Below are 25,570 nucleotides of genomic sequence, written 5' to 3'. Positions count from 1 at the left end.
GTACTATAGCGAATTTTTCTGCTGATAATAGAGGTTGGCAGCAACATATTGTGCTGACTCCAGAATTAATTGACTCAACTTGTGCTCTGGCTGTTTTAACAGTAATGGTTCATTACCGTCCAGACTGTCGCGTAGCTCTGTCGACAGCGGCCACTGTCCCAGCACCGGCAGCTTATTTTCCTTGGCGATAGCGAGTCCGCCGCCCTGCCCGAATACAGGATCCTCATGCCCACAGCTCGGACACTGATAATAACTCATGTTTTCCAGCACGCCTATCATCGGAATGTTCAGTTTATTAAACATAGCAATGCCTTTTTCGGCGTCTCGCAATGCCACCGACTGAGGCGTTGTTACCACAATAGCGCCTGTTACCGGCAGTTTCTGCGCCATGGTTAATTGAATATCGCCGGTACCCGGAGGCATATCGACAATCAGATAATCGAGATTGGGCCATGCAGTGTCTTTGTAGAGCTGCTGCAAGGCGCCACTGGCCATTGGACCACGCCAAATTGTGGCGTCTTTTTCATCCACCAAATAGCCCAGTGAATGCACGTAAATACCATGGCGCTCCATGGGAACCATCTTGTTATTTGCAGTTAGCTCAGGTTCTTTATGAGCTTTACCCAGCATGGTTGGTATAGACGGTCCGTAAATATCGGCATCTAACAAGCCCACTTTGGCTCCCAGCTGACTGAGTGCTAACGCCAAATTCACGCTAACAGACGACTTACCAACACCGCCTTTGCCCGACGAAACCACAATGACATTACCGGTCGTTAACGGCAAATCGGGCTGCGAGTTTTTAAGCTTTTCAATTTGGCTGTTTATTTCCCAGTCAAACCCGGCCAGCTCGTCTTGCTCTTTTAATGACGTTAACAGCGGCTCACCAGCAGCGAAAGGCACATTCAGTACTCGCGTATTACCAGAGCCTGTTACCCACTCATTTGGTATGCCGTTCGGAAATATTTTGTCGAAAAAAGTTGCCATTGGACGTCCTGTTGTAGCTGTGTATCGAGCATAGGCTATGGTAACATGAGTCATAGTAACTTTGGGTTTGACTTAAATTAATTAACGAATACGGAAGCATAATTTCGCATGAGCCAATCCGCACGAAAAATTCTAGTGACCAATGCATTACCATACGCTAACGGACCTATTCATATAGGCCACATGTTGGGCTACATTCAGGCCGATATCTGGGTACGTTTCCAGAAGCTAAGAGGTCATGAATGCCATTTCATGTGCGCCGATGACGCACACGGCACCCCCATTATGCTAAAAGCTCAGCAGCTGGGTATTACGCCGGAACAAATGATAGGCGATATGCAGCGCTCACACGAAGCGGACTTCAGCGACTTTTTAGTGGGCTTTGACCACTACTACAGCACGCACAGTGACGAAAACAAAGAGCTGGCCGAAACCATTTATAACCGTCTCGACAAAGCAGGACATATAAAAACCGAGGTTATCGAGCAGCTGTATGACCCGCAAAAAGAAATGTTTCTGCCCGACCGTTTTGTTAAAGGGGACTGCCCTGACTGCGGTGCGGAAGATCAATACGGCGACAACTGCGATGTTTGTGGCGCAACTTACGCCCCTACAGACTTAAAGAATCCGAAGTCTGTTGTCTCTGGTGCAGAACCCGAACTTCGTAAGTCAGAACACTACTTCTTCGATTTACCCGCTTTTGGCGACATGCTAAAAAGCTGGACGCGCTCTGGTTCGTTGCAAAACGAAATGGCCAATAAGCTTAATGAATGGTTTGAGCAAGGCCTACAGCGTTGGGATATTTCCCGCGACGCACCCTATTTTGGCTTTAAAATTCCGGGTACCGAAAACAAGTATTTCTACGTTTGGCTGGATGCGCCAATTGGCTACATGAGCAGCTTTAAAAACTACTGCGATACTACCGGCAAGGCTGACTGGGACACTTACTGGCAAGCCAACAGCGAGGCAGAGCTGTATCACTTTATTGGCAAAGACATTATCTATTTCCATAGCTTATTCTGGCCAGCCATGCTCAAAGGCGCAGACTTCCGCCAACCGACTAATGTATGGGCGCACGGTTTCATTACCGTTAACGGCACTAAAATGTCTAAGTCTAAAGGTACCTTTATAAAAGCAAGAACCTACCTGGATCACTTAGACCCGGAGTATTTGCGCTATTATTTTGCTGCCAAATTAACGAGCCGCATTGATGATTTAGACCTGAATCTGACAGACTTCGCGCAACGCGTTAACTCTGACTTAGTGGGTAAAGTCATTAATATCGCCAGTCGTTGCGCCGGCTTTATTCAGAAAAAGTTTGACGGCAAATTGTCCTCAAATGTGGCTGACTCAGCATTATTGGAAGACTTCCAGTCAGCGGGAGCAGACATTGCTGAACAGTATGAGAAACGCGAATTCTCTCGAGCCATGCGTGACATAATGGCACTGGCGGATCGCGCCAACCAATACATTGCGGACAAAGAACCCTGGCAGCTTATTAAAAAAGAAGGTGCCGAGCAGGAAGTTCACGAAATTTGCTCATTAGGTATTAACTTGTTCCGTGTACTTATGGTCTATCTGACCCCAGTGCTTCCAAAGCTGTCAGCAGACGTTCAGCACTTCCTGAACGACACTTTCAGTTGGGAAAGTCACAAAACCGCATTGACTGACCACCCAATTAACAAGTTTAAAGCGCTAATGCAGCGCATTGACATGAAAGACATTGACGCCATGATTGAAGATTCTAAACAGCAGCAACCACAAGCGACAGAGCAGCCGGCAGTGGCAAACGATGAATTAAAGAAAGAGCCTATCGCCGATGAAATTTCGTTTGATGAGTTTGCCAAAGTTGACCTGCGTGTGGCGCTTATTGCAAACGCTGAACACGTTGAAGGTGCGGACAAGCTACTTAAGTTAACGCTGGATCTCGGTGGCGAGCAGCGTCAGGTTTTTGCGGGCATTAAATCGGCTTATAAGCCTGAAGAGCTGATTGGTCAGCACACAGTGATGGTTGCCAACCTGGCACCACGGAAAATGCGCTTCGGCATGTCAGAAGGTATGGTGTTAGCCGCAGGCCCCGGGAAGGATGAAATCTATATCCTGAACCCTCACGATGGTGCAAAACCAGGCATGCGAGTCATGTAACCAGAGGTCGAAATTAGTCCATTGAGATAATTCGACAACCCAGTATGTAATCGCCGCTGTTGTCTTCCAGCCTTTGGCTGTGAACGACTTCAGCGGTTGCTTTTAACGATGGCACGCCACTCGCTGAAACAATTTCCGCTGTTAACTGCTGCCCTTTCTCAAGTTCCACCGGTACTTTCAACGACAGCCCTTCTGCACTTAAATCCAGACAAACCGCATTAAAAGACTGTGTCTCACCAGATTTATGAAAAGTCACCTTGGCGTCTGCGTTTATCGACATTCGCATAAAGTTTCGATTGTCATTCGACTCAAGCATGCGTTTTTCCAACTGTTATTAAAGTGTAAATGTCACTTCAGTTTTAGCACGCTTTGGCCGATAAAAAAACATTGTTAGATAACAAGGAACCGTCATCATGGTTGAAGCCAAATTTTCAATAGGACAACTTGTCACTCATTCAATATATGGATACCGCGGAGTGATTATTGATGCTGACCCGGAGTTTACACTATCCGACAGCTGGTATGACAAAATGGCGACGACGAAACCATCAAAAAATCAGCCCTGGTATCATATTCTGGTGAACAACTCGTCTATTCAAACATACGTTAGCGAAAGTAGCCTCGAAATGGACTTATCAGAGCAGGAAATTCAACACCCAATGGTTGATTTGGTTTTCTGTGGCAAGTCTCATGGTCAATATAAGCTTGCTGAAAACCTTAACTAAAGTTGCCCCGTAGAGCTGCTGTGGTTACCATTGAGTGACACTAAGATACAAGGAATTGGGCATGGCAGAAGAAACCATATTTTCTAAAATTATCAATCGTGAAATTCCGGCGGATATTGTTTACGAAGACGAAAAAGCACTCGCGTTTAAAGACATTAACCCGCAAGCGCCTGTGCATTTGCTGATTATTCCGAAAGAGCCCATAGCGACCGTTAATGACGTTGACGAAGAAAATGCCCATTTAGTGGGTCACTTATACGTCGTTGCTTCAAAGCTCGCCGTTCAGTATGGCTTTGCAAAAGACGGGTACCGCTTAGTCATGAACTGCAATGAGCACGGCGGCCAAACCGTTTATCATATTCACCTGCACTTGCTAGCAGGTAAGCCTCTTGGCTGGCCTCCGTACACAGACACCCTAAAACAGGGGTAACTTAAGGACGGTATCTGGGGTCGAGAATTCTGTCGACTAACCAACTGTCCCCATTTTGGATGAGTACAACATCGCGGCTGTCCTTGTTGTACTCGCCTTTATACTCTCCCTCAAACAAAACAGTTGCCCGGAGTTCATCCGAGTGATTTAAATAGTCACCCAGCGAATCACTAACCACTTCCAGCTCTACTTTGTCGTAATAGCGGCCAAGCACATAGCGTTGAACCGAGCTTACCGCCGCATAATGGCTGATAAGGTCAACCATTCGCGGTGATGAAAAACGTTTGGCTTTTTCGAGATCTTTCTCTTCATAAACGGCCTGATAAAACCCCTGAATGACCTCCGTTGGCGTTGCTGTATTCAGATCAACGGCCTCGTCATCGCTACAGCCACTTAGCCCAATTAGAGCAGCGACCATTAATAAACCACTTAACAGTTTTTTCATTTTATTCCCCTTTCGCGACACCTTCCCTGCGCGGGTCAGCTGCTCCAATTAATTTGCCACTGTCAGTTAGGGTTATACCATGTAAACCACTATTTAAATCAAGCACTTTGACATTGTGACCGCGTTTTTCAAGAACACTCTTTAATTGGCTGATATCCCGCCCTTTTTCAAGCGAGGTATAGTCATTCCGGTTAGTAACATGCCCCAGGTTTATAGCGTCCTGAATATCCATGTTCCAGTCCAGAAGTGCCACCAGGCTTTGAGTCACATAGTTAATAATGCGACTGCCGCCGGGAGAGCCAATAGCATGAAGAACCTGTTCTCCGCTCTCATTAAGCACAATAGCCGGTGCCATAGAGCTGCGCGGCCGTTTACCCGGTTCAACTCTATTGGCGTATTTGTGCTCTCCGTCATCTGGCGCTAATGAAAAGTCAGTTAACTGGTTATTCAGTAAAAAGCCTCTCGCCATAACGGTAGAACCGAAGCCCATTTCAATGCTGGTGGTCATTGACACCACATTGCCCTCGTCATCGACAATAGAAACATGACTCGTATTCGGCCGCTCATAAGCGATATCTTGCTGGTACTTCGGCAATAGCTCAGTACCGGGTTGCGCTTTACCTAAATCTTTATCGCTAATCAGCTCAGCTCGTTTGGCTAAGTAGTTCTTATTTAACATAGCCTCTACCGGCACATCGACAAAGTCGCTGTCGGCTATCCATTGGTTTCTGTCCGCAAAAGCTAACTTAGATGCCTGCGCAAACAGATGAACAAACTCTTCACTGTTAGGCTCTAAATGACCAATGTCAAAGCTCTCCAGAATGCCTAAGGTTTGCTGCGTAGTAATGCCACCGGAGCTAGGCGGCCCCATACCACATACCTGATACACCCGATATTCACTACATACGGGTTCACGCAGTTTCGCTTCGTAATTTGCCAGGTCTTCTAAGGCTAAAACGCCCGGCTCAATTGGGCTATTTTGTACGGCTTCGACAATGTCTTTCGCAATTTCGCCTTCGTAAAAGACATCAACGCCTTGCGAGGCTATCAAACTGAGGCTATTGGCGTATTCTTCATTTTGCAAAAGCTGCCCCGCTTTTAGCGGCTCGCCGTTTGGAAAAAAGTAATCACTGGCTGCCGGCATTTTCTTAACACCCGGGTTAATTTCAAGCTCGACCAGTTTGGCGAGTCGGGGAGATACCTCAAAGCCTTGTTCCGCCAGCTTAATAGTGTCGTCAAACAAACTGCCCCACTCTTTTTCGCCCCACTTAGAATGGGCTAACTCAAGCCCTCTCAAAATACCCGGGGTACCGACAGAGCGCCCACCAACGACTGCATCTATCCACTTAGGTGGCTTACCGTTTTCATCTAAGAACAGTTCTTCTGTCGCTGCCATTGGCGCCGTTTCGCGAGCATCAATGGAGTACAGTTTTTTTGCTTCATTGTCCCAATATAAAATAAAGGCACCACCACCAATACCGGACGACTGCGGTTCAACCAGCCCCAACATTGCCTGAACGGCTATGGCCGCATCTACTGCTGAACCACCTGTTTTTAAGACGTTATAACCCGCATCAACCGCATGAGGGTTTGCCGCTGCAACCATAAAGTCATCGGCTTTTACTGACTGTTTTTGTTGAAAACCAGTCGCCGCTTCAGGCTCTCGTACTTCTTGCTGCTGTGGCTGACAAGCGCTAACGGCAAGTACCGCCGCAACCAGTGTGGTAATGCGATATTTCATATAACCTCATTCATATTCACATTTAATTCCCCTATCATACGAAGCTGAGTTTGCGCACGCAATGAAAAGGACGCTAGATGCACTATTTAAATCGGTACTGGGTTGGTCTTGTTTTTATTCTGGCCACTTGCTGTGTTTTGCAGCTATTGCCACAGTGGCACCAGCAGTTAAGTTTTCACAGTGAAACCGTTATGTCACAAGGCTGGCCGCTAATTACCACCCACTTTATTCATTTAAACTGGACTCATGCACTGTTTAATCTTGCAGGCCTGACGTTCATTGTGGTTATTTGGCGGGAATACTGGAATACGCGCTGGCTCGTCAACGCATTACTATTAAGTTCAGCAGCGACGTCTCTTATTTTGTGGTTACTGCCTATTACCATTATTTTTGTCGGTTTGTCCGGCGTTCTGCATGGGCTGCTTGGCTATTGTTTAATAAAAGATATTAAGGCCGGCAAAAAGTGGATGTGGCTAATTCTTGTTGCGCTTATTGGCAAAGTCGTAGTTGAGTTATTGGGGTGGCAGCCTGACCATTTCGTTGGTCAGCACGTAAGCTACATACATGCAGCCGGTTTATTAACCGCCTTATTGCTTTATAAACTAGAACGGCGCCGTTTGAGCGACGCCGTTCCCCATAAAGACTAAGCGTAGTTGCTTACTTTAGGTTTTCCTCGAACAGTTTGAAGATACGACGGTATTCATTCAGCCAGCTTGCTGGCTGACGGAAACCGTGCGGTTCAACCGGGTAAATAGCGGTTTCCCAATCTTCTTTCTTCAGCTCGATTAAACGCTGTACCAAACGGACACTGTCCTGGAAAAATACGTTGTCATCAATCATTGGTGAATTGATCAGCAGCGCATCGTCTAAGCCCTCAGCAAAGTAGATAGGCGAGCTTTGGCGGTACGCAATGGTATCGTCCTGAGGCAGGTTCAGAATGTTCGACGTATAACCGACATTGTAGTGTGCCCAGTCAGTGACCGGGCGCAATGCAGAGCCGGCCTCAAACAGTCCAGGCTCTTTAAACAGCGCCATAAAGGTTAGGAAGCCACCATAAGAGCCACCATAGGTACCCAGGCGGTCACCATCGACATTCAGGTTGCTTTCCAAATAGCTCGCCACATCGACTAAATCTTCTACTTCCGGCGTGCCCATTTGACGATAAATCGCCGTACGCCAGTCGCGGCCGTAACCTTTGGAGCCACGGTAATCAAGATCCGCGACCACGTAGCCGTGCTTGTTCAGCAGGCTATGGAACATAAATTCACGGAAGTAACCAGACCAGCCCATGTGCGCATTTTGCAAATAACCCGCACCGTGGATAAACACCACTGCCGGGTATTCTTCTGCACGCTCGGCATCAAAACCTTCCGGCGTGTATATACGCGTGTAAACAGGCTCATCAACATGGCTCGACTCAACGCCGACAACATCCGGCGCTGTCCAGTCTATGCTAAGGAACTTCTCTGACACTGTATGCGTCATCCGTTCAGGCGCATCGCTGACGTTAGCCTCTTTATGATAAAGCTCTGGTGGCATAAGCGGCGTTGAATGCGTAAGAATCAGCTCGTCTGCTTGCGGGCTCAACTCAAACGCAGTCATACCGTCTAAATCCGTCATTGCTTCTGGCTCACCGCTACCGTCAGTTTTGACACGGTAAACTTCGTAAATACCCGGGTGCTCAATGTTGGCCTGAAAATACAGGTACTCAGCGTCGTTGCTTAACTCAGCGGTTTCGACAACATAGTTGCCTTCAGTGAGCTGCTGAGTGTCACCGTTTAGCGGCTTCACATACAAATGCGAATAACCATCGGCTTCCGACATGAACCACAGGCTGTCGTCGTTTAACCAACCAAATTCGTTATGGGTATAGTTAATCCAGGCATCATCGTGCAGGCGATCCTGTGGCACTAATTTTTTGCCGGAGAAATCAACGGTCGCAATCCAGCGATCTTTGTTGTCCCAGGCTTCCAGCATAACCGCCAGCTCAGTGCCGTTGTCATTCCACTGAATCGCCCCATTTTCCCAGCCCCAATCGGCCATTAAATGGATGGGACGTGGCTTTTCTTCTGATTCATAGTCTTCGCCACGCGCTTCGTGGTTCTCACGCTTAACATCAGCCAGAACGTCTTCATTCCAGCCCGGCAACGTATTGTAAGTCAGTGCTGTGTCAGTGTGGTTTTCCAAATCCAGAATCACTAACTGATCTTCATCCGGCTGCGCATCAGCAACACGGCGACGTACCTGTTCGCTGGATATACGACCGTCTTCGTTAATATAGTTTGGCATGATATCGCCGTCTTCACGCCATTTGTTGGGTTCGCTAATCGCCGCAACAATTTTATCGCCGCGAGGTGATAAGCGTGCCTGAACTAACTGCTTCGACTTATCCAGATAGAAAGGCTTAGGAGCCAGGCTTGCGTTTTGAGACTGCAGCTGCTGTTGACGTTCAAAACGCTCTTCCGCTGCTTTGCGCTCTTTTTGCACGTACTGAATAAGCTGTTGTTCTTCTTTGGCTAAGTAATCTTTTGGCTCTTCATTGGCTTTTGGCGCATCTTCAAACTTAATGGAGGCAACCTGACGGGTCAGGCCAGAGTTAATATCAACCACATAAAAGTCATTGCCCTGCTGATAGCTTAAAGAGCCGTCGGTCATGGCTTGTAAGTTATGCTGGCGGGCTTCGTCACGGGTCAATTGCTTAACGCTGCCATCGCCAAAGCGGGCAAACACATTGCCCTCAAAGGTGTAGGCCAGCCAATTACCAGCAACTGACTGCTCTTTTTCATCCGCCACGTAAAGGTGATAGTCCGACAGTGCCACTTTGGAGGCTTCGCCTTCAGCATTATTGATAATCATCAGGTCACGAATATCACTGCCTTCGCGCTTCTGATAAAACAGAATATGCTCACCATCCATGCTCCAAAAAGCATTTTCCGGGAAGCGACCCATCCAGTCAGGGTCAGCCATAATCTGTTCTATGGTAAGTTCCGCAGTGCCTTGCGCTGAAGCTAACGGGTCAGCACTGAGAGTCTGTACCTGTGGCGCCGTTACATTGGTTTTATTTGTATTTTCATTTGCAGGGGTTGTAGATGCGCAAGAGGCGGCCATTAATGCCGCCCCTATTGCCATCACTAGACGTGATTTAACCATTTAGTTATTCCTTATTGTGCGTCTGGCTGATTCTCTGGGCGTGCCTGTTGAACCGCAGTTAATTGCTGTAAACGGTCATGCACTGCCACAAGCGTTGGGTAATTATCTAACGATACCTTAAAACGCTCGGCATTGTAGACCTGCGGTAACAAGCAGATGTCCGCTAATGTTACCGAATCTCCATAGGAATAATCACCTGCGGTTTCGGTCAGGCGCTGCTCAAATGCGGTGAAACTCTGATGAACCCAATGATGAATCCAGTCATTGCGTTGTTCGTCACTGCAATTAAGTTCACCAGTAAGGTATTTCAGTACCCGCAAGTTTGTGATCGGCTGTAATTCGCATGCGAGATCATAAGCCAAAGCTCTTACCCGCGCCTTATCAACGGTAGCACTTGGCAATAGCGGATGCTGCTTATAGCGTTCATCCAAATACTCAATAATGGCTAACGATTGATTCAGCGTGACTTCGTCATCGACAAAAGTCGGCACTAATCCGGCCGGGTTTAATTTTCGGTATTCAGGAGTGTGTTGTTCACCACCATCCTTGACCAGATGCACTGGATGGTATTCAAATTCTAATTCTTTTAAATAAAGCGCCAGTCTGACACGAAAACTGGCGCTAGAGCGCCAGTATCCATAGAGCTTCATCATGCTGAAGGTCCTTTGTATTCAACCACTTTCTGATCGATCGCACCGAATATAGACTCACCGTCGGCATCTTTCATTTCCATATGAATAGTGTCGCCAAACTTCATGAACTCAGTCGTTGGCTTGCCATCACGGATGGTTTCTATCATTCGAACTTCAGCGATACAGCTATAACCAACACCACCTTCAGCAATCGACGTGCCGTGGTCTGTGCCTTGTTTATTCGACACCGTACCCGAACCAATGATAGCGCCCGCACCCAAGTTACGAGTTTTAGCCGCATGAGCAACTAACTGACCAAAGTCAAAGGTCATGTCCTCGCCCGCGTTTGGCTTGCCAAACGGCTTGCCGTTATATTCTGACAACAGCGGTAAGTGAACTTTACTGTCTTTCCAGGCACTGCCCAACTCGTCCGGTGTTACCGCCACAGGCGAGAACGCAGACGATGGTTTACTCTGGAAAAAGCCAAAGCCTTTGCCCAGTTCGCCCGGAATAAGGCCTCGCAATGACACATCGTTAACCAACATAAGTAGTTTAATGTGACTTGCAGCCGACTTCGCATCGACACCCATAGGTACGTCGTCAGTAACTACAGCAATTTCGCCTTCAAAATCAATACCCCACTCGGTGCTGCCCATTTGAATTTCGTCGTGTGGACCTAAGAAGTCATCCGAGCCACCTTGATACATCAGTGGATCTTCCCAGAAGCTTGGTGGCATTTCGGCACCACGCGCTTTACGCACCAGTTCAACGTGGTTGACATAGGCACTGCCGTCGGCCCACTGGTACGCGCGAGGTAATGGCGACTCACACATGACTTGCTCAAAAGTCACTTCACCATCAACGCTAGCTTTATTCAGTTGCGTGTAAACGTCATTAAGCTTTGACTCAACATCGTCCCAGTTATCAATTGCTTCTTGCATACAGGAAGCAATAGCAGGTACTGCAACTGCTCGAGTTAAGTCTTTGCTGACTACCATTAACTGGCCGTCACGCGTTCCATTTCTATAAGTGGCTAATTTCATAAGTTGTTATTTCTCCTGCCAGCTGTAGACATAATCTGGATTTTCGACTTTCATCGCCGCGTCGCTCATTTCCAGCGAATCGCGAGTATCCAGCATGACTGCTACTTCGTCAGTGAATTTCTTTTTGTGTTCCCGACCCGCCTTGAAAGCTTTCGGGTGTGGGCCATGGGTAAACCCTGCGGGATGGAAGGTTACCATACCACGGTCGATATTATCGCGACTAAAGAAGTCGCCCTCGTGGTAGAACAATACTTCGTCGTAATCATCGTTATTGTGATAGAACGGCACTTTAAGTGCGCCAGGGTCAGACTCAATAGGTCTTGGCACAAAAGTACACACCACAAAACGCTCAGCAACAAACGTTGTGTGTGCTGACGGCGGTAAGTGGTACCGGTGACTCATAAGTGGCCGTATGTCACGCCAGTTCAAACGCACAGGTGCTAAATCACCGTGCCAGCCAATGGCATCCAACGGGTTATAAGGATAAGTAATAACGCTGACTTGCTGATGACGCTTAACGTACACTTTCCAGCTGTCTTCGCTGTACTGTGCTTTAAACTCGTCATCAATGGCAGGCGTATCCAGAACCGCTGGGTCGAATACCGCATGGTTACCGACAATGCCCTTCTCCGGCAGCTGATACGAACCATTGGTGGTTTCAATCATCAGCAGCTCCATTTTTTCATCAGGTTCAAGACGCCAATTGGTCGAACGCGGCACTAAGAAATAGTCCCCCTTAACCAGATGAATATGGCCATAGTCACAATACAAATGACCGCTGCCTTCATGCACAAACAACAGGTCGTCGCCGTCGGCATTGCGCACCAAATACGGCATATTCTCAGTACAGTGCCAAATACGGAACTTACAACTGCTGTTTGACAGCAAATCCGGCGTCAACCACGGATTTTCCGGCGCTTGTTCGGTAAGCTGATTAAAGTCGAAGGCACGCGGTTTCAGCGGACCTTCCCATTCCGACCAACCGGTCGGCGCATGTTGATGATGGAAGTGTGTCGCAGGGCCAAAAAAGCCGCTGCGACCCGCTTCGCGCTCATAAATGGCCTGCTCCGGAAAGTCAGCATGGGCTTGTCGTGACGACGTCCCTTCCTGCTTCGGGAAGCTGATCCATTTACGCATCGTCTAGTACTCCTCGGCGAATTTGGTCTTCTTCAATGCTCTCAAACAGCGCTTTAAAGTTACCTTCACCAAAGCCTTCGTTACCTTTACGCTGAATAATTTCAAAGAATACCGGACCGATCACGGTTTGCGTGAAGATTTGCAGCAAAATACCGTCTTTCATTGGCGCACCGTCAATAAGAATACGCTGCTTACGCAGAGCATCGACGTCTTCCTCATGGCCTTCAACACGTTCGTTGATTTTCTCGTAATAGGTGTCTGGCGTGTCCATGAATTCCATGCCAATTGAGCGCAGGTCTTCAACGGTTTTGTAGATGTTGTCTGAGGTGAGTGCAATGTGCTGAATGCCCTCGCCTTTGTATTCGCGCAGGTATTCTTCAATTTGTGACTTGTCGTCGTGCGACTCGTTAATTGGAATACGGATTTTGCCACAAGGTGCAGTCATTGCACGGCTTAGCAGACCTGTTAGCTTACCTTCAATGTCGAAGTAACGGATTTCGCGGAAGTTACCAATGCGCTCATAAAAGCCTGCCCAGGTATCCATGTTGCCGCGGAACACGTTGTGCGTCAGGTGGTCAATTTCGTACAGACCGGCCGCGTGGTCTTTCATTTTGTTTTCCCAGCTATCGTAGAAATCAAAATGTTGCTGGTAGATTTCGTTATTTTGATAGTTGTCGACAAAGTACAGCGCACTTTCACCAATGCCGAAAACCGCAGGAATATTTTCAATAACACCTTTGTCGTCTGGAAACGCTTTCGCGCCATTCTCTAATGAATGCTTTAATGCATGGCTAGCATCTTTAACACGCCAAGCCATACCACAAACACTGGGACCGTGGTCTTTAGCAAACTCTTCTGCCTGACCACCTGGCTCGGCATTTACCACAAAGTTAATGTCATTTTGTTTGAACAACCAAGCTTGCTTTGACTTGTGCTTAGCTACTTCAGTAAAGCCCAGTTTATCGAACAGATCTTTTAACGCATCGATGCCTTTTTGATCCGGAGCCGTGTACTCAACGAACTCAAAACCATCGGTATTTAAGGGATTCATGACTTGCTCTGACATTATTACTTCCTCTTGTTATTCGTTTATTAACACTAAGACTGTAGCCTTAAAGGTGTTAACAATGCGAATTCAAACCGGAAATAGTGCCGAGCGCGGGGAAGCGTATTATTGTAAAGTAATTGTTACAGGATAAACCTTTGCTCTATATCAAGGTTTATCCTGCTATTTTTGTAAATTAAAATTTACAAGGGTGTTTTTTTGGCAGGTTAAGTTTACGACGGCTCTTAGTCTTTGGGCTTACGTGGCCGCCCTTTGCGTTGTTTTCCAATACCATAGTCTCTTAATTTGTTCGCAACGGCCGTATGCGACAGCCCTAACCGCTTGGCTAATTGACGCGTACTCGGGTAGTTTGGATACAGCCGTTTCATAATATGACTTTCGAACTGCCTCAACGCCTCTTCCAGCGTAATATCTTCAATATCAACCGCCAGGCGCTCGTCGTTTCGCTCCAGTTCCGGTAACCGAATGTCTGCCGGCTCCAGTGTCTGCCCTTCCAACATAGAGACGGAACGGAACATCGTATTCTCTAACTGACGTACGTTGCCCGGCCAATGATAATTTTTGAGCCTGTCTTTCGCCGTGCGGCTTAATTGAACCTGGCTACGTCCCAGTTTTTTGCAGGCCTGAGTAACAAAATGCTCAGCCAATAAAATAATATCCGCTTTGCGCTCGCGCAGCGGCGGAACGGTCAAAGCCAATACGTTTAAGCGATAATAGAGATCTTCACGGAACTCACCATTTTCAACCAATTCGAATAGGTTTCCTTGCGCTGTACAAATCACCCGAACATCGACACTCACTTCCTGCTCTTCGCCAATGCGGCGAAATACACCGTCTTCCAGGAAGCGCAGTAGCTTGGCTTGCAGACCAATCGACATTTCCCCAACAGAGTCGAGCAACACGGTTCCACCGGCAGCCTGTTCAAGAACACCTGTCTTCTTCGCGCTTTGCGCACTTAAGCTGCCCTCACCATGACCAAAAAGTTCGCTCTCAGCGACGTTGTCAGGCAACGCTGCGCAGTTTATGGCGAGAAACGGCTTTTCATGTCGTGGGCTGGCCAAATGGCAAGCTTTCGCAAGTAGTTCTTTACCAACTCCCGTTTCGCCTTCTAATAGCAGAGGCGCATCAAGTTCGGCCATACGTTGCGCATCGCTGATAACACGTTTCATTATCGGCGTTTCCGTTAGTAAGCGATCAAACGCAGCTTTATTACTGGCTTGCTGCCAGTTCTCGGTAACAGGCTCTGACTTACAGGTCATTACGGCACCCGCAAAGACTTCTGAGCCCTCTTCGTCCTTGACCCAAATAGGCAATAGCTGAGCGTAGTATTGATCACTACCTATGGTCACAGCTTCATAAATCGGCATTTTCGGCTGTTTATCCAGCCAGCGCTGTAGCGCAATGCCCTGCACAAATTGTGACAGAGGCTCACCTTTAAGCACGTCATGACTGTCCGAAAGGAGTTTTAAACCTGCGTCGTTAATAATATCGATAACGCCTTTGGTATCTATGGACAGAACCAGATCCGGTAACGTAGAAAGCAGCAGATTAAACTCGTAATGCTCACGCTCGAACGGCATGTAAGGAATGGTTTTTACGTCTTTGACGTTAGGAATACGACGAATTTGCGGCATTAAATGACGAAAATCATCAAAGTCTAACTCTGGGAAATTCAGAAAAATTTTCCCTTTAGGGTCAACTTCAATGCCACGTAGGTCAATTTCGTGATCGCGAAGAATTTGCAGGACATCCTGACAAATACCAAGCCTGTCATCACAGATAATTTCTAGCCGCATAACACCTTGCTTCACCGTCTAAATGTAAAGCAAATGATACACTAAAGGTGGGCATTTAAAAACAAAAAACCCCGGACATTTTCACCAGGGTTTTATTCGCATTTTAGTGGAAGCGATTACCTAGGCGTCCAGTACCTTGTCGGTCTTCGCAGCCATAATAAAGTCGTTCTTATGCAAGCCGTTAATAGCGTGCGTCCACCACGTTACTGTCACTTTGCCCCACTCGGTAATTAGCTCTGGGTGGTGCTTTTCTTCTTCAGCAATATCACCAACACGGTTAGTAAATGCCAGTGCCTGCTTAAAGTTTTTAAACTTGTATTCACGTTGTAACATCATAACGTTGTCTTTGGTGACCGGCGTCCAGTCCGGAATTTCACGCATTAACTCTTTTAGCTCGTCGTCACTCACTTTGGGTGCGTCAGCGTGACAAGCTTCACAACGTTCCTGATCTAATTGTGCCATGTAACTTTACTCCTCGTTGTTCTTTATCGTTGGCAAAAGCTAAGCTGCATCTTTCGGCGGAAACTTCGGTTCAAACAAGCCGAGCTCCATCGCTTCATGTACAAGTGACATGATATCCATGTCAGAAATTTCAAACAGCTCATCAACACTCTCTATGGTGTAGTAAATGGGCTGAATAATATCAATGCGGTACGGCGTTCTCAGTGCATCAAGGGCTTTTAATGGTTTGCGCTCTGGCTTGTCGCTGTTAACCGCGTACTCTGTTTCCGCCGGCGACGATAATATACCACCACCGTATATCCGTGTGCCCTCTTTGGTTTGCAGCAGCCCAAACTCAACCGTAAACCAGTACAAACGAGCTAAATAGACACGTTCTTTAGGTGTTGCCGCATACCCCAGTTTACCGTATTGGTGGGTAAAGTGAGCGAACGCCGGGTTAGTTAATAACGGACAGTGTCCAAATATCTCGTGGAAGATATCCGGCTCCTGCAAGTAATCAAACTCTTCGCGAGTTCGAATAAAGGTGGCGACCGGGAACTGTTTATTCGCCAGTAAGCGGAAGAATTCGTCAAACGGAATAAGAGCTGGCACAGCTGCGACTTGCCAGCCAGTTTCACGCTCTAACACCTCGTTCAACTCATGCAACTGTGGCAGACGATCTTTTGGTAAGTTGAGTAATTCAAGTCCCTTCATATACTCGTCACAAGCCTTACCCGGAATGCATTCTAACTGACGCTCAACGAGATCTTTCCATATCGCGTTCTCTTCGTCAGTCCAGTGAATAATACCGTTCTCGTCCGGTTGCTTCGATACGTATTGACTTTCTTTACCCATAATTCAACCTTGTTGCTTCCTCATTAAATTTTGATAGTTATTGTTATTATTAGTTCAGAATTACGCTGACTGTTGCCATTGCGCTTTACACGCATCCAGCGCTTGCTCGATGTCAGCGATAATGTCTTCTGCGGCCTCTAGGCCGACAGCAATGCGAATGAGCGTATCTGAAATGCCTGCTTTGGCCCGTGCTTCCGGTGTATACGGCGAATGCGTCATCGAAGCCGGGTGCTGAATTAACGTTTCAGCGTCCCCTAAACTCACGGCCAGCTTTATCATGCGTAGTTGATCCAGAAAGTAACGCGCCATAGCTTCATCGCCGTCAAGCTCAAACGCAATAACGGCGCCATTGGCCTTCATCTGCTGCCCCATCAGCTTCTGAGCGCTATGGTCAGGCGCACCAGGGAAATAGATGGTTTTAACGTCACTGCGCTGAGTTAAAAATTCATAAACCTTATTGGCGTTTTCGCAGTGACGCTGCATACGCACATCCAGGGTTTTTAAGCCACGCAAAATAAGCCAGGCATCGTGCGGGCTAATGGTCGCTCCCATATCTTTTAATGTCGTGCCTTTAATAGTGGCTATGTCTTCCGCGCTACCACACACAACACCGGCAACCACGTCACCATGGCCGTTCAAAAACTTAGTAGCGCTATGCACGACTATGTCCGCACCATGCTGCTTGGGCTGCTGTAATAGCGGCGTCATAAAGGTGTTGTCGACAATCAGCCGAATGTCTTTGTTCTTAATAACAGCGTGTACGGCGTCAATGTCGACCGTTTTTAAATGCGGATTCGCGGGTGTTTCTAAAAACACCAGACGCGTGTTTTCTTTAATGGTAGACGCTAAGAGCTCGGTATCCGTTAAGTCGATAAAGTCAGCATGAACACCGAAGCGTTCAAACAGTTCGCTGAATAACGCAAAACTACAACCGTAAATGGCGTCAGAAACGACAATGTGGTCGCCCGCTTTAACGAACGCCATAGTCGTTGCCGCTATCGCCCCCATACCGGTTGCTGCAGCGGCGGCCGCCTCATAGCCTTCTAACTGAGCCATGCGTTGCTCAAGTTCGTTCGTGGTTGGGTTACCTAAACGACTATAAATATAGCCCTCTTCCTCGCCGGCAAACCGACGCGAACCCTGTTCAGACGATGAAAAAGCAAACGTCGATGTTTGATACAACGGACTGCTCAGCGCCCCATGCGGATCATCATGGTTAGCGCCAGCGTGAATCACCTGAGTTGCAGGTTGCCACTTATTATTAGAATTGTTGTGGTTGCTCTTGGCAGACATACAAATTTCACTCGTTTGTCAGTAAAATGTTAACGAGCAACAGAGTGCAACGAGCAACCCAATATTGGCAATCTTTGCGCTATCTCAAACCTTTTTTAAAGTGTAACGCTAGTTTTCCACTTTAGTGTCTGAGCTCTTCGCAGCCTTTGTAAAACGGGCTTTATATAAGGATGGTAAAACACCTTTTAACTGACTGAGTAAATCTTTTTGCAGGCGACCGTACCCTGGTTTTTTGGTGTGTTGAAATGGCATTGGTCGACAAAGTGATATGACCTGATAGCCTAAACGTGCCGTTAATAAGCCGGCGCCTAGCCCTTGTCCGGCGCGGGCAGACAGTTTGGTAATAAGCTCTGCACTGACCCATTGTGTGCCTAGATCAACGGCCGCTTCACTAAGCCCCGAATAAGCGATATTTGCCAGCACTTGCCGCCACAAACGCAGCCTTGCCAAATAGCCCAGCTTCACGCCGTAAAGTGCGGCAATACAATGAATCATTCGTTGGTTGCGCCATAAAATAATCAGCATATCTAAGACCGCAAAGGGGCTAACGGCTATCATAGCGGCAGCTTCCGCTGACCAGCGACTGACCAAGCGACTGGCTTGTTGGTCGACCCGACGGAGAATATCGCACTCAAAACGTTCGCGTTTCTCACTATCAGACCAGTATGGCTGGTAAATTTGCGCCCAACGCTCCTCTAAGTCTGGGTGGTCAAGCAGTTTTAACTGCTGCTCAACACTTTCTATTCCATGGCTTTGCGCATGCCAGCGGCGTTTTAGTTGCCGTAGTTGCCAAAACTCTTTGACGATAAACGCTGAGAAAATCCCTACTATTAATGCGAAACCAAGGCTCCATAGCCCACCTAATACCCAACTTTGCTGCCAGGATTCGATAACGGCTAATACAATCTCGGCAATACCGGCGACTACCGCTAACACCAGGCCAAACAGCAGCCAACGCCCCCAACGGCGAGGCTTCCGGTCATAGTGTGTGCGCCAGTCGGTATTGTTTTCTATCGTATCTTGCTCATCGAAAGGCTCTGGGGAGACCTGAGGCTGTGCCTCTTCCTCGACAGAATAATAGGTGAGTTCGCGATGCTTACTCATCGTAATTTGTCTCCAATGACTGAATTCAGCAACTTGTCTAAGCGAATATGCGGCAACGGGGAATCTGCAAGCGTAAAGTTTGGCTGAAAATGCGGATAAACATAGCCTTGTTGCCAGTCTTCTCGCGTTGGCAAACGACCCGGCACATGGGGAGCGCCAACCCGGACTAACTCGCCGGACTGATCAATTCCCTCCAGCACATTCGTACCGTTTTTCAGTTGCTTCCATTGGCTGGTCGCAACACCTGCCACGCTGAATAAATCAAAAGGAATACGCTCAAATTGCAGTTGCTGACGACCCTCGAGGGTCAGTGCATTAATAAGCCCGGTGAGCTTGGCATGATCAGACGGTACAACGCTATCAGCCTTCGTAACGACGAATGAGACTTTATCAATTTGCGGCGAAAACAGGCGCCTTAGCAAACTGTTTTGACCATAATTAAAGCTCTGCATAATTTCGTTCAGCGCCAGCTTAAGTTCGTCAAAATAAGACTCGCCACCTTCTAAGGCACTTAACACATCCACCAGAATGAGCTGGCGGTTAAAATGGCGAAAATAGTTCTGATAAAAAGGCTTAACCACCTGCTCTTTATAATACTCAAACTTACGCTCAAGTAAGCTTTGCCAGGCATCAGGCACGGGCTGCTCTAAAGGCCACGGAAAGAAGTCGAGAGAAGGCGTTCCCGCTAACTCGCCGGGCAGCACTAAGCGCCCGGGCTGCAGCAACTTTAAGCCCTGCTCTTTACAGTCTGCCAAATACTGGCGATATGCCTTGGCGACAACTTTTATCTGCTTCTCGGCGTTATCATCAGTAGCAACGGCTGTCAGATCGTTTAATTGATGAAGCCATGCTTCTGCCAGCTCTTTACGTGGTTCAGTGGAAAACAAGGTGCGCTGTTTTTTAGACCATTGCTCGTAAGTCAGCGACAACAGCGGTAAGTCGAGTAGCCACTCGCCGGGGTAATCAATAATATCTACGGTAAGTCGACGCTCATCAAGAACTTTACCCGCTAGCCCCCGCTCCGGATGGTATTTCAGCTCCAACCGAATTTCACTGACATCGCGGGTAGACTCCGGCCACTGTCCCGGTGTACCCGTTAAGCGCTCAATGGCTTTTTCATAGTCGAAACGCGGTGTGTCCCAGTTAGGGCTGGTATGCAGACGGCAGCCTATAAGCCGCTGGTGTTGACGCACATTAAAATAAGGCAGGTTTTGCGATTCATTCGCATACAGTAGCTGCTCCAGCACGCCGGTAATTAATGCGGTCTTACCCGCACCGCTTAGCCCTGTTACTGCCAGCTTAATATGACGATCAAACCCGCGATGGATGAGATCGCGGGTTTGGCTTTTAAACTGCTTAATACGACTCACAGACGATTAAATTCTCGCTGAAGATTATAATGATTGGAGGTTACGTATTTCTCCATAGATTGCAACTGAGCTTCCAGCTCATCGAACTCGCGCTTTATGTCGTGAATGGCTTCTCTTGGCGGTTCGCCGCCTTGCCAAACTTTGGTTTTAACGTCGACGCGATGCGAGTTCAAATCGGGCTTTTTTTTGTCGAGAATCAACCACCCTGCCAAATACAATACAAAGAAAAAGCCAGATGCGAAAATCAACCCTGTGAAAAATACGACTCGTACCAACCAAGGCTCAACGTTCAGGTAGTCTCCCAGGCCGGCGCAAACACCGGCTATTTTGCCTTTTTCTGAGTCGCGGGTCAGCTCTCTGCGTGCTTTTGAAATACTCATTGTCTGTCCCTCCAACCGGGTGAGTCAGCGTCCAGAATACGCTCCAGCGTCTGCACGCGCTCACGAATACGTTTTGCCTGGTCGGCCAAGAGCGCAAGCGACTCACGCTCTTCCTCATTCAACCCCTGATTCATTTGTCGTTTGCTTCGGTAATGTAAAATTATCCAAATGGGTGCAACAACCAATACAAACAGAATCAGCGGCGCCATCAACATCCCTAAAATAGCTTCAATATCCATGTTGCGTTGCCTATTTATTCAGAGTCTTTAGATGACTTTGACTTCATACGAGCGCGCAGAGCTTCTAACTCTTCATCGACCTTGCCTTCGTTTTCTAATTCGGCAAACTCGTCACGCAAAGTGCGTTTACCCATATCGTAGGATTCAACTTGCGCTTCTAAGTCATCGATTTTTGCTTCGTAGCGATCAAAGCGCTGCATTGCATCATCTACTTTAGAACTATCCACCTGCTTTTTCACCTGTAATCGGCTACTTGCGGTTTTCTGGCGCATCAAAATCGCTTTTTGACGAGACTTCGCGTCCGCCAGCTTTTCCTGTAGCTGTGCAATTTCGTCATTCAGTTTGTCGAGTGACTCATCAACACGCTGCATCTCACTTTGCAAAGCATCGACATTGTCTTGCGCCCGGCTCTTTTCTATAAGTGCCTGTCGAGCTAAGTCTTCACGCTCTTTGCTCAGCGCTAATTCAGCTTTTGCTTCCCAGTCGGCAACTTCTTTTTCCATGCGCTGCTGCTGACGCTGAATGTCTTTTTTCTCCGCTAATAAACGCGCAGACGTTGAGCGTACTTCCACCAATGTGTCTTCCATTTCCTGGATAATCAGACGCACCATTTTTTGCGGATCTTCGGCTTTATCTAATAACGAATTGATATTAGAGTTCACGATATCGCTAAAACGTGAAAAAATACCCATAATAAATACCTCTTACATAGCTAATGATTTATTCGCTCATACATTATTCAAGTATCGAGCCAACTTTTTATATTTAGCTAGAGCACTGATTAATAAGGTTTTTATATTTTGTGACATAACCAGGCATTGTCACAGTTCGTGAAATAGACTAATAATTAGCAAAAATAACTATAATTAAGGCTCAGTCGATGAGTAATTCGCGTCCATCAGACAATTTAATTGGTCAGTCCAACAGCTTTGTTGAAGTTCTGGAACAGATTTCACAAATAGCCCCTTTAAATAAGCCCGTCCTTATTATTGGTGAGCGTGGTACCGGTAAAGAGCTTATTGCTGCGCGCTGCCATTACCTGTCACAACGCTGGCAGCAGCAGTATTTAACTCTCAACTGCGCCGCTTTAAATGAAAATCTGCTAGACAGCGAACTCTTCGGACACGAGGCTGGAGCATTTACCGGCGCGGCGAAGCGTCACGAAGGTCGTTTTGAGCGCGCCGATGGTGGCTCGTTATTTTTAGATGAACTGGCCAACACATCATTACGGGTTCAGGAAAAGCTGCTCCGCGTCATTGAATACGGTGAATTTGAGCGTGTCGGTGGCCGCCAGCCGGTTAAAGTCGACACCCGCTTAATTGCAGCAACAAATGAGGACTTACCAACTCTTGCAGAAAAAGGTAAGTTTCGCTCCGACTTACTCGACCGTTTAGCCTTCGACGTTATAACGCTGCCTCCCCTTCGGGAAAGACGAGAAGATATTATGGTGCTGGCAGAACACTTTGCTGTATCAATGGCTCGGGAAATGGAGCTTGAACTCTTTAGTGGCTTTACCGAAAAAGCTCGTAAAATTCTTTTAAGCTATGACTGGCCGGGCAATGTTCGTGAGCTTAAAAACACCGTTGAGCGCAGCCTGTACCGGCTAGGCAATGGCCACGTTCCCATTAATGATATTATTCTTGATCCGTTCGACAGTCCTTTCCGTCCCGGTATCTCAACAGCAACGCAGGCAAGCCCTCAGGTCTCAGAAAACGCACCGCCGGAGCCAGCGTCAGACAACGGTCATTCAAAAGTAACCTCGACTTTGAAGCCCGATGAGCCTGTCGAATTTAAACAGCTCTCACAGGACTACGAGAAAGAACTGCTAAAACAAGCGCTTCGGTTATCGCAATTTAATCAAAAAAAGACAGCATCTTATCTCGGTTTGACCTATCATCAGCTCAGAGGATACTTAAAGAAATACCAACTGCTGGACGGAGCGGCCGCGAATAATGACTAAAGCGTTTTCTTTACTCATTTCAGCAACAACCATACTACTGAGCGGCTGTGAACCCGGCACAGAAGAAGTGACGCCGCTGTCCGAAGGTATTATCTACTGTTCAGAGGGCAACCCCGATACCTTCAACCCGCAACTGGTTACCTCAGGCACAACCGTCGACGCTACCGCAGCCCAGCTTTATGACCGTTTAATTGACTACGACGCTGAAAAGCAGGCCTTTGTGCCAGCGCTCGCCGAAAGCTGGGAGCCTCTCGATAACGGTACGCGCTATCGCTTTTATTTACGCGAAGGTGTCGAGTTTCACTCAACAGACTATTTCACACCAACGAGAGAGTTCAATGCAGAAGACGTGCGCTTTAGTTTTAATCGCTGGCTTGATGAAACCAGTCTGTATCATAACGTTGGCGGCAGTTACCCATTCTTCAGCGCCACCGGGCTCGATAAACTCATTCAAAAGGTAGTGAAAGTCGACGAGATGACCGTCGACATTGTGTTGAATAATGCTGACAGTTCTTTTCTTGCAAATTTAGCGACCGACTTCGCCATTGTTCTGTCAGCAGAGTACGCCCAATTACTGTCGGTTAAGGACATGCCCTACTTAATCGATCAAAAACCCATAGGCACTGGCCCTTACCGCTTTGAAAGCTTCCGCAAAGACGTGCTAATACGGTATACAAAGCACCCTGATTATTGGCGTGAAGGCCCCGGAATTAAACAGCTAGTCTACTCCATTACTCCCAATGCCAATAAACGCATGTTAAAACTTGTTACCGGTGAATGCGATATTATTCCTTACCCACTTATTAGCGAACTTCAGGCTTTGAATCGCGATGACATAATGGTCACTAACGAGGTTAGCCCTAATGTCTCGTTTTGGGCGTTTAATACAAAGAAGCCACCGTTTGATGATCCACTGGTTCGCCAGGCGCTCAGCCATGCCATAAATCGCCAGGCCATTATTGATACAATTTACTACGGTAACGCGGAGTTGGCACGCTCAATACTACCACCAACGTCCTGGGCTTACGATAATCAGGGAATTCAATATGACTACAACCCTGAGAAAGCCCGCAAACTGCTTGAAGAAGCTGGCAACAGTGAACTCAGCATTAATATCTGGGCAATGCCAGTCCAGCGTGTCTACAACCCTAATGCACGCAGAATGGCAGAGCTTATGCAGTCGGACCTTGCACAAGTCGGTGTGAATGCCCGTATTGTTTCTTATGAGTGGAATACCTTTAGACGACGCTTGTCGCGCGGCGAACACGACACTGTTTTAATAGGTTGGTATGCAGACAATGCTGACCCGGATAACTTCTTCCGGCCTTTATTAAGCTGCGCTGCGGTAGCAACCGGCGGTAACCGCGCTAACTGGTGTCACCCTGGGTTTGACCAGCTGTTGTACGAAGCCATTGCGACAACTAACGCAAATGAACGCAAGGCGCTCTATCAAAGCGCTCAGCACATACTCAACCAGCAGCTACCGCTATTACCTATTGCTCATTCACGACGCTACCAGGCTCAGAAAAAATCGGTACGAGGCGTTCAGTTACCGCCTTATGGGGGAATCAACTTCCGCCTGGCAACCAAAGTGACAACAGCTGAGGAGAGCGAACAATGATCCGTTACCTCAGCAGCCGTTTGTTTGTTTTTATTATTGCGTTCTTTTTATTAACTGTATTCACTTTTTCGCTTAACTTTTTCTTTCCCGGCGACCCTGTCACCAATATGACTGGGGTGCGCACTTTTAGCGACTATTACCCGGTTATTTCAGAAATACGAGGTGCCGATAAAAACATCGCATTTCAGTACATTAACTATATGCAGAACTTGTTGTCAGGCAACTGGGGAGCTTCTCTAAGCTCCGGCGACTATGTTTTCGAACATACCTATCAACACCTCTTCGCTTCTCTGGAGCTTATTGTCGGCGCATTAGTTCTTGCGGTACTTATTGGTGTACCCAGCGGTATCTTTGCTGCCACCCAGTTTCGTGGGCCCATTGATAAAGGCGTTATTAGCCTGGCCATGGCAGGTTACTCCATTCCGGTGTTCTGGTTAGCTCAGCTACTTATTCTGTTTTTTGCAGTAAAACTAGACTGGCTGCCTATTACCGGGCAAATCAATCCGTTGTACGGTATTGCCCCTCAGTCCGGGTCAATTTTAATTGATATTGTAATAAGCGACTCAGACTATAAAGCGGCAGCACTTCAGGATGCACTTAATCACCTTATTCTGCCGGTGATTATTCTCTCCATCATGCCAATGATGCTGCTGCTTAGACTAATGCGTAACGCCACTCAGGACATGCTGCAAAAGCCATACGTCAAAGCGGCAAGAGCCCGCGGTCTTAACGAGTTTCAAGTGTTAATAAAACACGCTGTGCCAAATGCCACGCAGTCAGTCTTGCAGCAAGTGCCACTTATTTTCAGCTTGTTACTCAGCAATAGCATTGTTATCGAGTCTATATTCAACTGGCCGGGCATTGGTAACTGGCTGGTACGCGCTATTTTCGAGCGCGACTTTCCTGTCATTCAGGCTTGTGTACTTATTATCGCCCTGACTATTTTACTGTTTAACTTAGTGGTGGATCTCTATCGTGGATGGCGATTCCCTATTGTGAGGCAGGAATAA

Annotated in this window: 25 protein-coding genes; 7 read left to right on the top strand and 18 right to left on the bottom strand. The window is 47.5% G+C overall.

What is annotated here, in order from left to right; translation table 11 throughout:
• Positions 1–3 precede the first annotated feature (3 nt).
• Complete coding sequence (apbC, locus tag UM402_RS06115) at positions 4–987, bottom strand: iron-sulfur cluster carrier protein ApbC (RefSeq protein ID WP_058579241.1); 984 nt, start codon at positions 985–987, stop codon at positions 4–6.
• Positions 988–1,095: 108 nt separating this feature from the next.
• Between apbC and metG the strand changes: the two genes are divergently transcribed.
• Complete coding sequence (metG, locus tag UM402_RS06110) at positions 1,096–3,132, top strand: methionine--tRNA ligase (protein WP_322295464.1); 2,037 nt, start codon at positions 1,096–1,098, stop codon at positions 3,130–3,132.
• 13 nt (positions 3,133–3,145) lie between these two features.
• On the opposite strand, the gene UM402_RS06105 is transcribed toward metG, so the two are convergent.
• The gene (locus UM402_RS06105) at positions 3,146–3,448 is read right to left on the bottom strand and encodes a PilZ domain-containing protein (protein ID WP_058579243.1); all 303 of its coding nucleotides are present in this window, start codon (positions 3,446–3,448) and stop codon (positions 3,146–3,148) included.
• 97 nt (positions 3,449–3,545) lie between these two features.
• Between UM402_RS06105 and hspQ the strand changes: the two genes are divergently transcribed.
• Together hspQ and UM402_RS06095 are read left to right on the top strand one after the other, a co-directional pair.
• The gene (gene hspQ, locus UM402_RS06100; RefSeq protein ID WP_053953554.1) at positions 3,546–3,857 is read left to right on the top strand and encodes a heat shock protein HspQ; all 312 of its coding nucleotides are present in this window, start codon (positions 3,546–3,548) and stop codon (positions 3,855–3,857) included.
• Positions 3,858–3,918: 61 nt separating this feature from the next.
• Complete coding sequence (locus UM402_RS06095) at positions 3,919–4,287, top strand: histidine triad nucleotide-binding protein (protein ID WP_053953553.1); 369 nt, start codon at positions 3,919–3,921, stop codon at positions 4,285–4,287.
• A gap of 1 nt (position 4,288) precedes the next feature.
• Here UM402_RS06095 and UM402_RS06090 read toward each other — a convergent pair whose 3' ends face one another.
• Together UM402_RS06090 and ggt are read right to left on the bottom strand one after the other, a co-directional pair.
• A complete protein-coding gene (locus UM402_RS06090; RefSeq protein ID WP_058579244.1) occupies positions 4,289–4,732 on the bottom strand; it encodes a hypothetical protein in 444 nt (147 codons plus the stop codon).
• Between the two features lies 1 nt (position 4,733).
• Positions 4,734–6,473, bottom strand: a complete 1,740-nt coding sequence (gene ggt, locus UM402_RS06085) for a gamma-glutamyltransferase (RefSeq protein ID WP_058579245.1) — start codon at positions 6,471–6,473, stop codon at positions 4,734–4,736.
• A gap of 77 nt (positions 6,474–6,550) precedes the next feature.
• Between ggt and rrtA the strand changes: the two genes are divergently transcribed.
• Positions 6,551–7,120, top strand: coding sequence for a rhombosortase (gene rrtA, locus UM402_RS06080; protein WP_058579246.1), 570 nt, complete (start codon positions 6,551–6,553; stop codon positions 7,118–7,120).
• A 10-nt stretch (positions 7,121–7,130) separates the two neighbouring features.
• Here rrtA and UM402_RS06075 read toward each other — a convergent pair whose 3' ends face one another.
• From UM402_RS06075 to pspA, 14 genes are all read right to left on the bottom strand, one after another.
• On the bottom strand, positions 7,131–9,623 hold the full coding sequence (locus UM402_RS06075) for a S9 family peptidase (RefSeq protein ID WP_058579247.1): 2,493 nt from the start codon (positions 9,621–9,623) through the stop codon (positions 7,131–7,133).
• A gap of 11 nt (positions 9,624–9,634) precedes the next feature.
• Positions 9,635–10,273: a maleylacetoacetate isomerase gene (gene maiA, locus UM402_RS06070; protein ID WP_058579583.1), complete on the bottom strand. Its 639-nt coding sequence runs from the start codon at positions 10,271–10,273 to the stop codon at positions 9,635–9,637.
• Positions 10,273–11,298, bottom strand: coding sequence for a fumarylacetoacetate hydrolase family protein (locus tag UM402_RS06065; RefSeq protein WP_058579248.1), 1,026 nt, complete (start codon positions 11,296–11,298; stop codon positions 10,273–10,275). The genes maiA and UM402_RS06065 overlap by 1 nt, the downstream gene beginning before the upstream one ends.
• Positions 11,299–11,304: 6 nt before the next feature.
• Positions 11,305–12,435, bottom strand: a complete 1,131-nt coding sequence (locus UM402_RS06060) for a homogentisate 1,2-dioxygenase (protein ID WP_058579249.1) — start codon at positions 12,433–12,435, stop codon at positions 11,305–11,307.
• Positions 12,428–13,501 carry a 4-hydroxyphenylpyruvate dioxygenase gene (gene hppD, locus UM402_RS06055; RefSeq protein ID WP_058579250.1) on the bottom strand — a complete coding sequence of 358 codons (1,074 nt, stop codon included), beginning with the start codon at positions 13,499–13,501 and terminating at the stop codon, positions 12,428–12,430. The genes UM402_RS06060 and hppD overlap by 8 nt, the downstream gene beginning before the upstream one ends.
• A 224-nt stretch (positions 13,502–13,725) precedes the next feature.
• Positions 13,726–15,297 carry a transcriptional regulator TyrR gene (tyrR, locus tag UM402_RS06050; RefSeq protein ID WP_058579251.1) on the bottom strand — a complete coding sequence of 524 codons (1,572 nt, stop codon included), beginning with the start codon at positions 15,295–15,297 and terminating at the stop codon, positions 13,726–13,728.
• Between the two features lie 120 nt (positions 15,298–15,417).
• Positions 15,418–15,759, bottom strand: a complete 342-nt coding sequence (locus UM402_RS06045; protein WP_053953544.1) for a 4a-hydroxytetrahydrobiopterin dehydratase — start codon at positions 15,757–15,759, stop codon at positions 15,418–15,420.
• Positions 15,760–15,798: 39 nt separating this feature from the next.
• Positions 15,799–16,593: a phenylalanine 4-monooxygenase gene (phhA, locus tag UM402_RS06040; RefSeq protein ID WP_053953543.1), complete on the bottom strand. Its 795-nt coding sequence runs from the start codon at positions 16,591–16,593 to the stop codon at positions 15,799–15,801.
• A gap of 60 nt (positions 16,594–16,653) precedes the next feature.
• A complete protein-coding gene (gene megL / locus UM402_RS06035; protein ID WP_058579252.1) occupies positions 16,654–17,886 on the bottom strand; it encodes a methionine gamma-lyase in 1,233 nt (410 codons plus the stop codon).
• 108 nt (positions 17,887–17,994) lie between these two features.
• Positions 17,995–18,990: a YcjF family protein gene (locus UM402_RS06030; RefSeq protein WP_058579253.1), complete on the bottom strand. Its 996-nt coding sequence runs from the start codon at positions 18,988–18,990 to the stop codon at positions 17,995–17,997.
• The gene (locus UM402_RS06025; RefSeq protein ID WP_053953540.1) at positions 18,987–20,360 is read right to left on the bottom strand and encodes a YcjX family protein; all 1,374 of its coding nucleotides are present in this window, start codon (positions 20,358–20,360) and stop codon (positions 18,987–18,989) included. The genes UM402_RS06030 and UM402_RS06025 overlap by 4 nt, the downstream gene beginning before the upstream one ends.
• Positions 20,357–20,740: an envelope stress response membrane protein PspC gene (gene pspC / locus UM402_RS06020; RefSeq protein ID WP_058579254.1), complete on the bottom strand. Its 384-nt coding sequence runs from the start codon at positions 20,738–20,740 to the stop codon at positions 20,357–20,359. Before pspC ends, UM402_RS06025 begins: the two co-directional genes overlap by 4 nt.
• Entirely contained in the window at positions 20,737–20,979 is a 243-nt protein-coding gene (gene pspB, locus UM402_RS06015; RefSeq protein WP_053953538.1) for an envelope stress response membrane protein PspB, read from the bottom strand. The genes pspC and pspB overlap by 4 nt, the downstream gene beginning before the upstream one ends.
• Before the next feature lie 14 nt (positions 20,980–20,993).
• Entirely contained in the window at positions 20,994–21,671 is a 678-nt protein-coding gene (gene pspA, locus UM402_RS06010; RefSeq protein ID WP_058579255.1) for a phage shock protein PspA, read from the bottom strand.
• 188 nt (positions 21,672–21,859) lie between these two features.
• Here pspA and pspF point away from each other — a divergent pair, with 188 nt between their 5' ends.
• Genes pspF through UM402_RS05995 form a run of 3 tightly spaced genes read left to right on the top strand, consistent with a single transcriptional unit; the run spans position 21,860 to position 25,570 of the window.
• Positions 21,860–22,939 carry a phage shock protein operon transcriptional activator gene (gene pspF / locus UM402_RS06005; protein WP_058579256.1) on the top strand — a complete coding sequence of 360 codons (1,080 nt, stop codon included), beginning with the start codon at positions 21,860–21,862 and terminating at the stop codon, positions 22,937–22,939.
• Positions 22,932–24,560, top strand: coding sequence for an ABC transporter substrate-binding protein (locus UM402_RS06000; RefSeq protein WP_053953535.1), 1,629 nt, complete (start codon positions 22,932–22,934; stop codon positions 24,558–24,560). Before pspF ends, UM402_RS06000 begins: the two co-directional genes overlap by 8 nt.
• Positions 24,557–25,570, top strand: a complete 1,014-nt coding sequence (locus UM402_RS05995) for an ABC transporter permease (protein ID WP_053953534.1) — start codon at positions 24,557–24,559, stop codon at positions 25,568–25,570. Before UM402_RS06000 ends, UM402_RS05995 begins: the two co-directional genes overlap by 4 nt.

Source organism: Idiomarina sp. OXR-189 (assembly GCF_034373425.1).
GTDB classification, from domain to species: Bacteria; Pseudomonadota; Gammaproteobacteria; order Enterobacterales; family Alteromonadaceae; genus Idiomarina; species Idiomarina zobellii.
The sequence above is the reverse complement of the archived record's forward strand: the minus strand, read 5'-3'. Positions and strand labels throughout refer to the sequence as shown.

Coding starts and splice junctions, on each gene's coding strand:
- hppD (WP_058579250.1), bottom strand. CDS start 13,501: ATGTCAGAGCAAGTCATGAATCCCTTAAATACCGATGGTTTTGAGTTC.
- UM402_RS06095 (WP_053953553.1), top strand. CDS start 3,919: ATGGCAGAAGAAACCATATTTTCTAAAATTATCAATCGTGAAATTCCG.
- phhA (WP_053953543.1), bottom strand. CDS start 16,593: ATGGGTAAAGAAAGTCAATACGTATCGAAGCAACCGGACGAGAACGGT.
- UM402_RS06075 (WP_058579247.1), bottom strand. CDS start 9,623: ATGGTTAAATCACGTCTAGTGATGGCAATAGGGGCGGCATTAATGGCC.
- hspQ (WP_053953554.1), top strand. CDS start 3,546: ATGGTTGAAGCCAAATTTTCAATAGGACAACTTGTCACTCATTCAATA.
- UM402_RS06045 (WP_053953544.1), bottom strand. CDS start 15,759: ATGGCACAATTAGATCAGGAACGTTGTGAAGCTTGTCACGCTGACGCA.
- apbC (WP_058579241.1), bottom strand. CDS start 987: ATGGCAACTTTTTTCGACAAAATATTTCCGAACGGCATACCAAATGAG.
- UM402_RS06000 (WP_053953535.1), top strand. CDS start 22,932: ATGACTAAAGCGTTTTCTTTACTCATTTCAGCAACAACCATACTACTG.
- pspC (WP_058579254.1), bottom strand. CDS start 20,740: ATGAGTATTTCAAAAGCACGCAGAGAGCTGACCCGCGACTCAGAAAAA.
- pspA (WP_058579255.1), bottom strand. CDS start 21,671: ATGGGTATTTTTTCACGTTTTAGCGATATCGTGAACTCTAATATCAAT.
- tyrR (WP_058579251.1), bottom strand. CDS start 15,297: ATGCGGCTAGAAATTATCTGTGATGACAGGCTTGGTATTTGTCAGGAT.
- UM402_RS06105 (WP_058579243.1), bottom strand. CDS start 3,448: ATGCTTGAGTCGAATGACAATCGAAACTTTATGCGAATGTCGATAAAC.
- UM402_RS05995 (WP_053953534.1), top strand. CDS start 24,557: ATGATCCGTTACCTCAGCAGCCGTTTGTTTGTTTTTATTATTGCGTTC.
- pspF (WP_058579256.1), top strand. CDS start 21,860: ATGAGTAATTCGCGTCCATCAGACAATTTAATTGGTCAGTCCAACAGC.
- UM402_RS06060 (WP_058579249.1), bottom strand. CDS start 12,435: ATGCGTAAATGGATCAGCTTCCCGAAGCAGGAAGGGACGTCGTCACGA.
- rrtA (WP_058579246.1), top strand. CDS start 6,551: ATGCACTATTTAAATCGGTACTGGGTTGGTCTTGTTTTTATTCTGGCC.
- maiA (WP_058579583.1), bottom strand. CDS start 10,273: ATGAAGCTCTATGGATACTGGCGCTCTAGCGCCAGTTTTCGTGTCAGA.
- pspB (WP_053953538.1), bottom strand. CDS start 20,979: ATGGATATTGAAGCTATTTTAGGGATGTTGATGGCGCCGCTGATTCTG.
- metG (WP_322295464.1), top strand. CDS start 1,096: ATGAGCCAATCCGCACGAAAAATTCTAGTGACCAATGCATTACCATAC.
- UM402_RS06065 (WP_058579248.1), bottom strand. CDS start 11,298: ATGAAATTAGCCACTTATAGAAATGGAACGCGTGACGGCCAGTTAATG.
- UM402_RS06090 (WP_058579244.1), bottom strand. CDS start 4,732: ATGAAAAAACTGTTAAGTGGTTTATTAATGGTCGCTGCTCTAATTGGG.
- megL (WP_058579252.1), bottom strand. CDS start 17,886: ATGTCTGCCAAGAGCAACCACAACAATTCTAATAATAAGTGGCAACCT.
- ggt (WP_058579245.1), bottom strand. CDS start 6,473: ATGAAATATCGCATTACCACACTGGTTGCGGCGGTACTTGCCGTTAGC.
- UM402_RS06030 (WP_058579253.1), bottom strand. CDS start 18,990: ATGAGTAAGCATCGCGAACTCACCTATTATTCTGTCGAGGAAGAGGCA.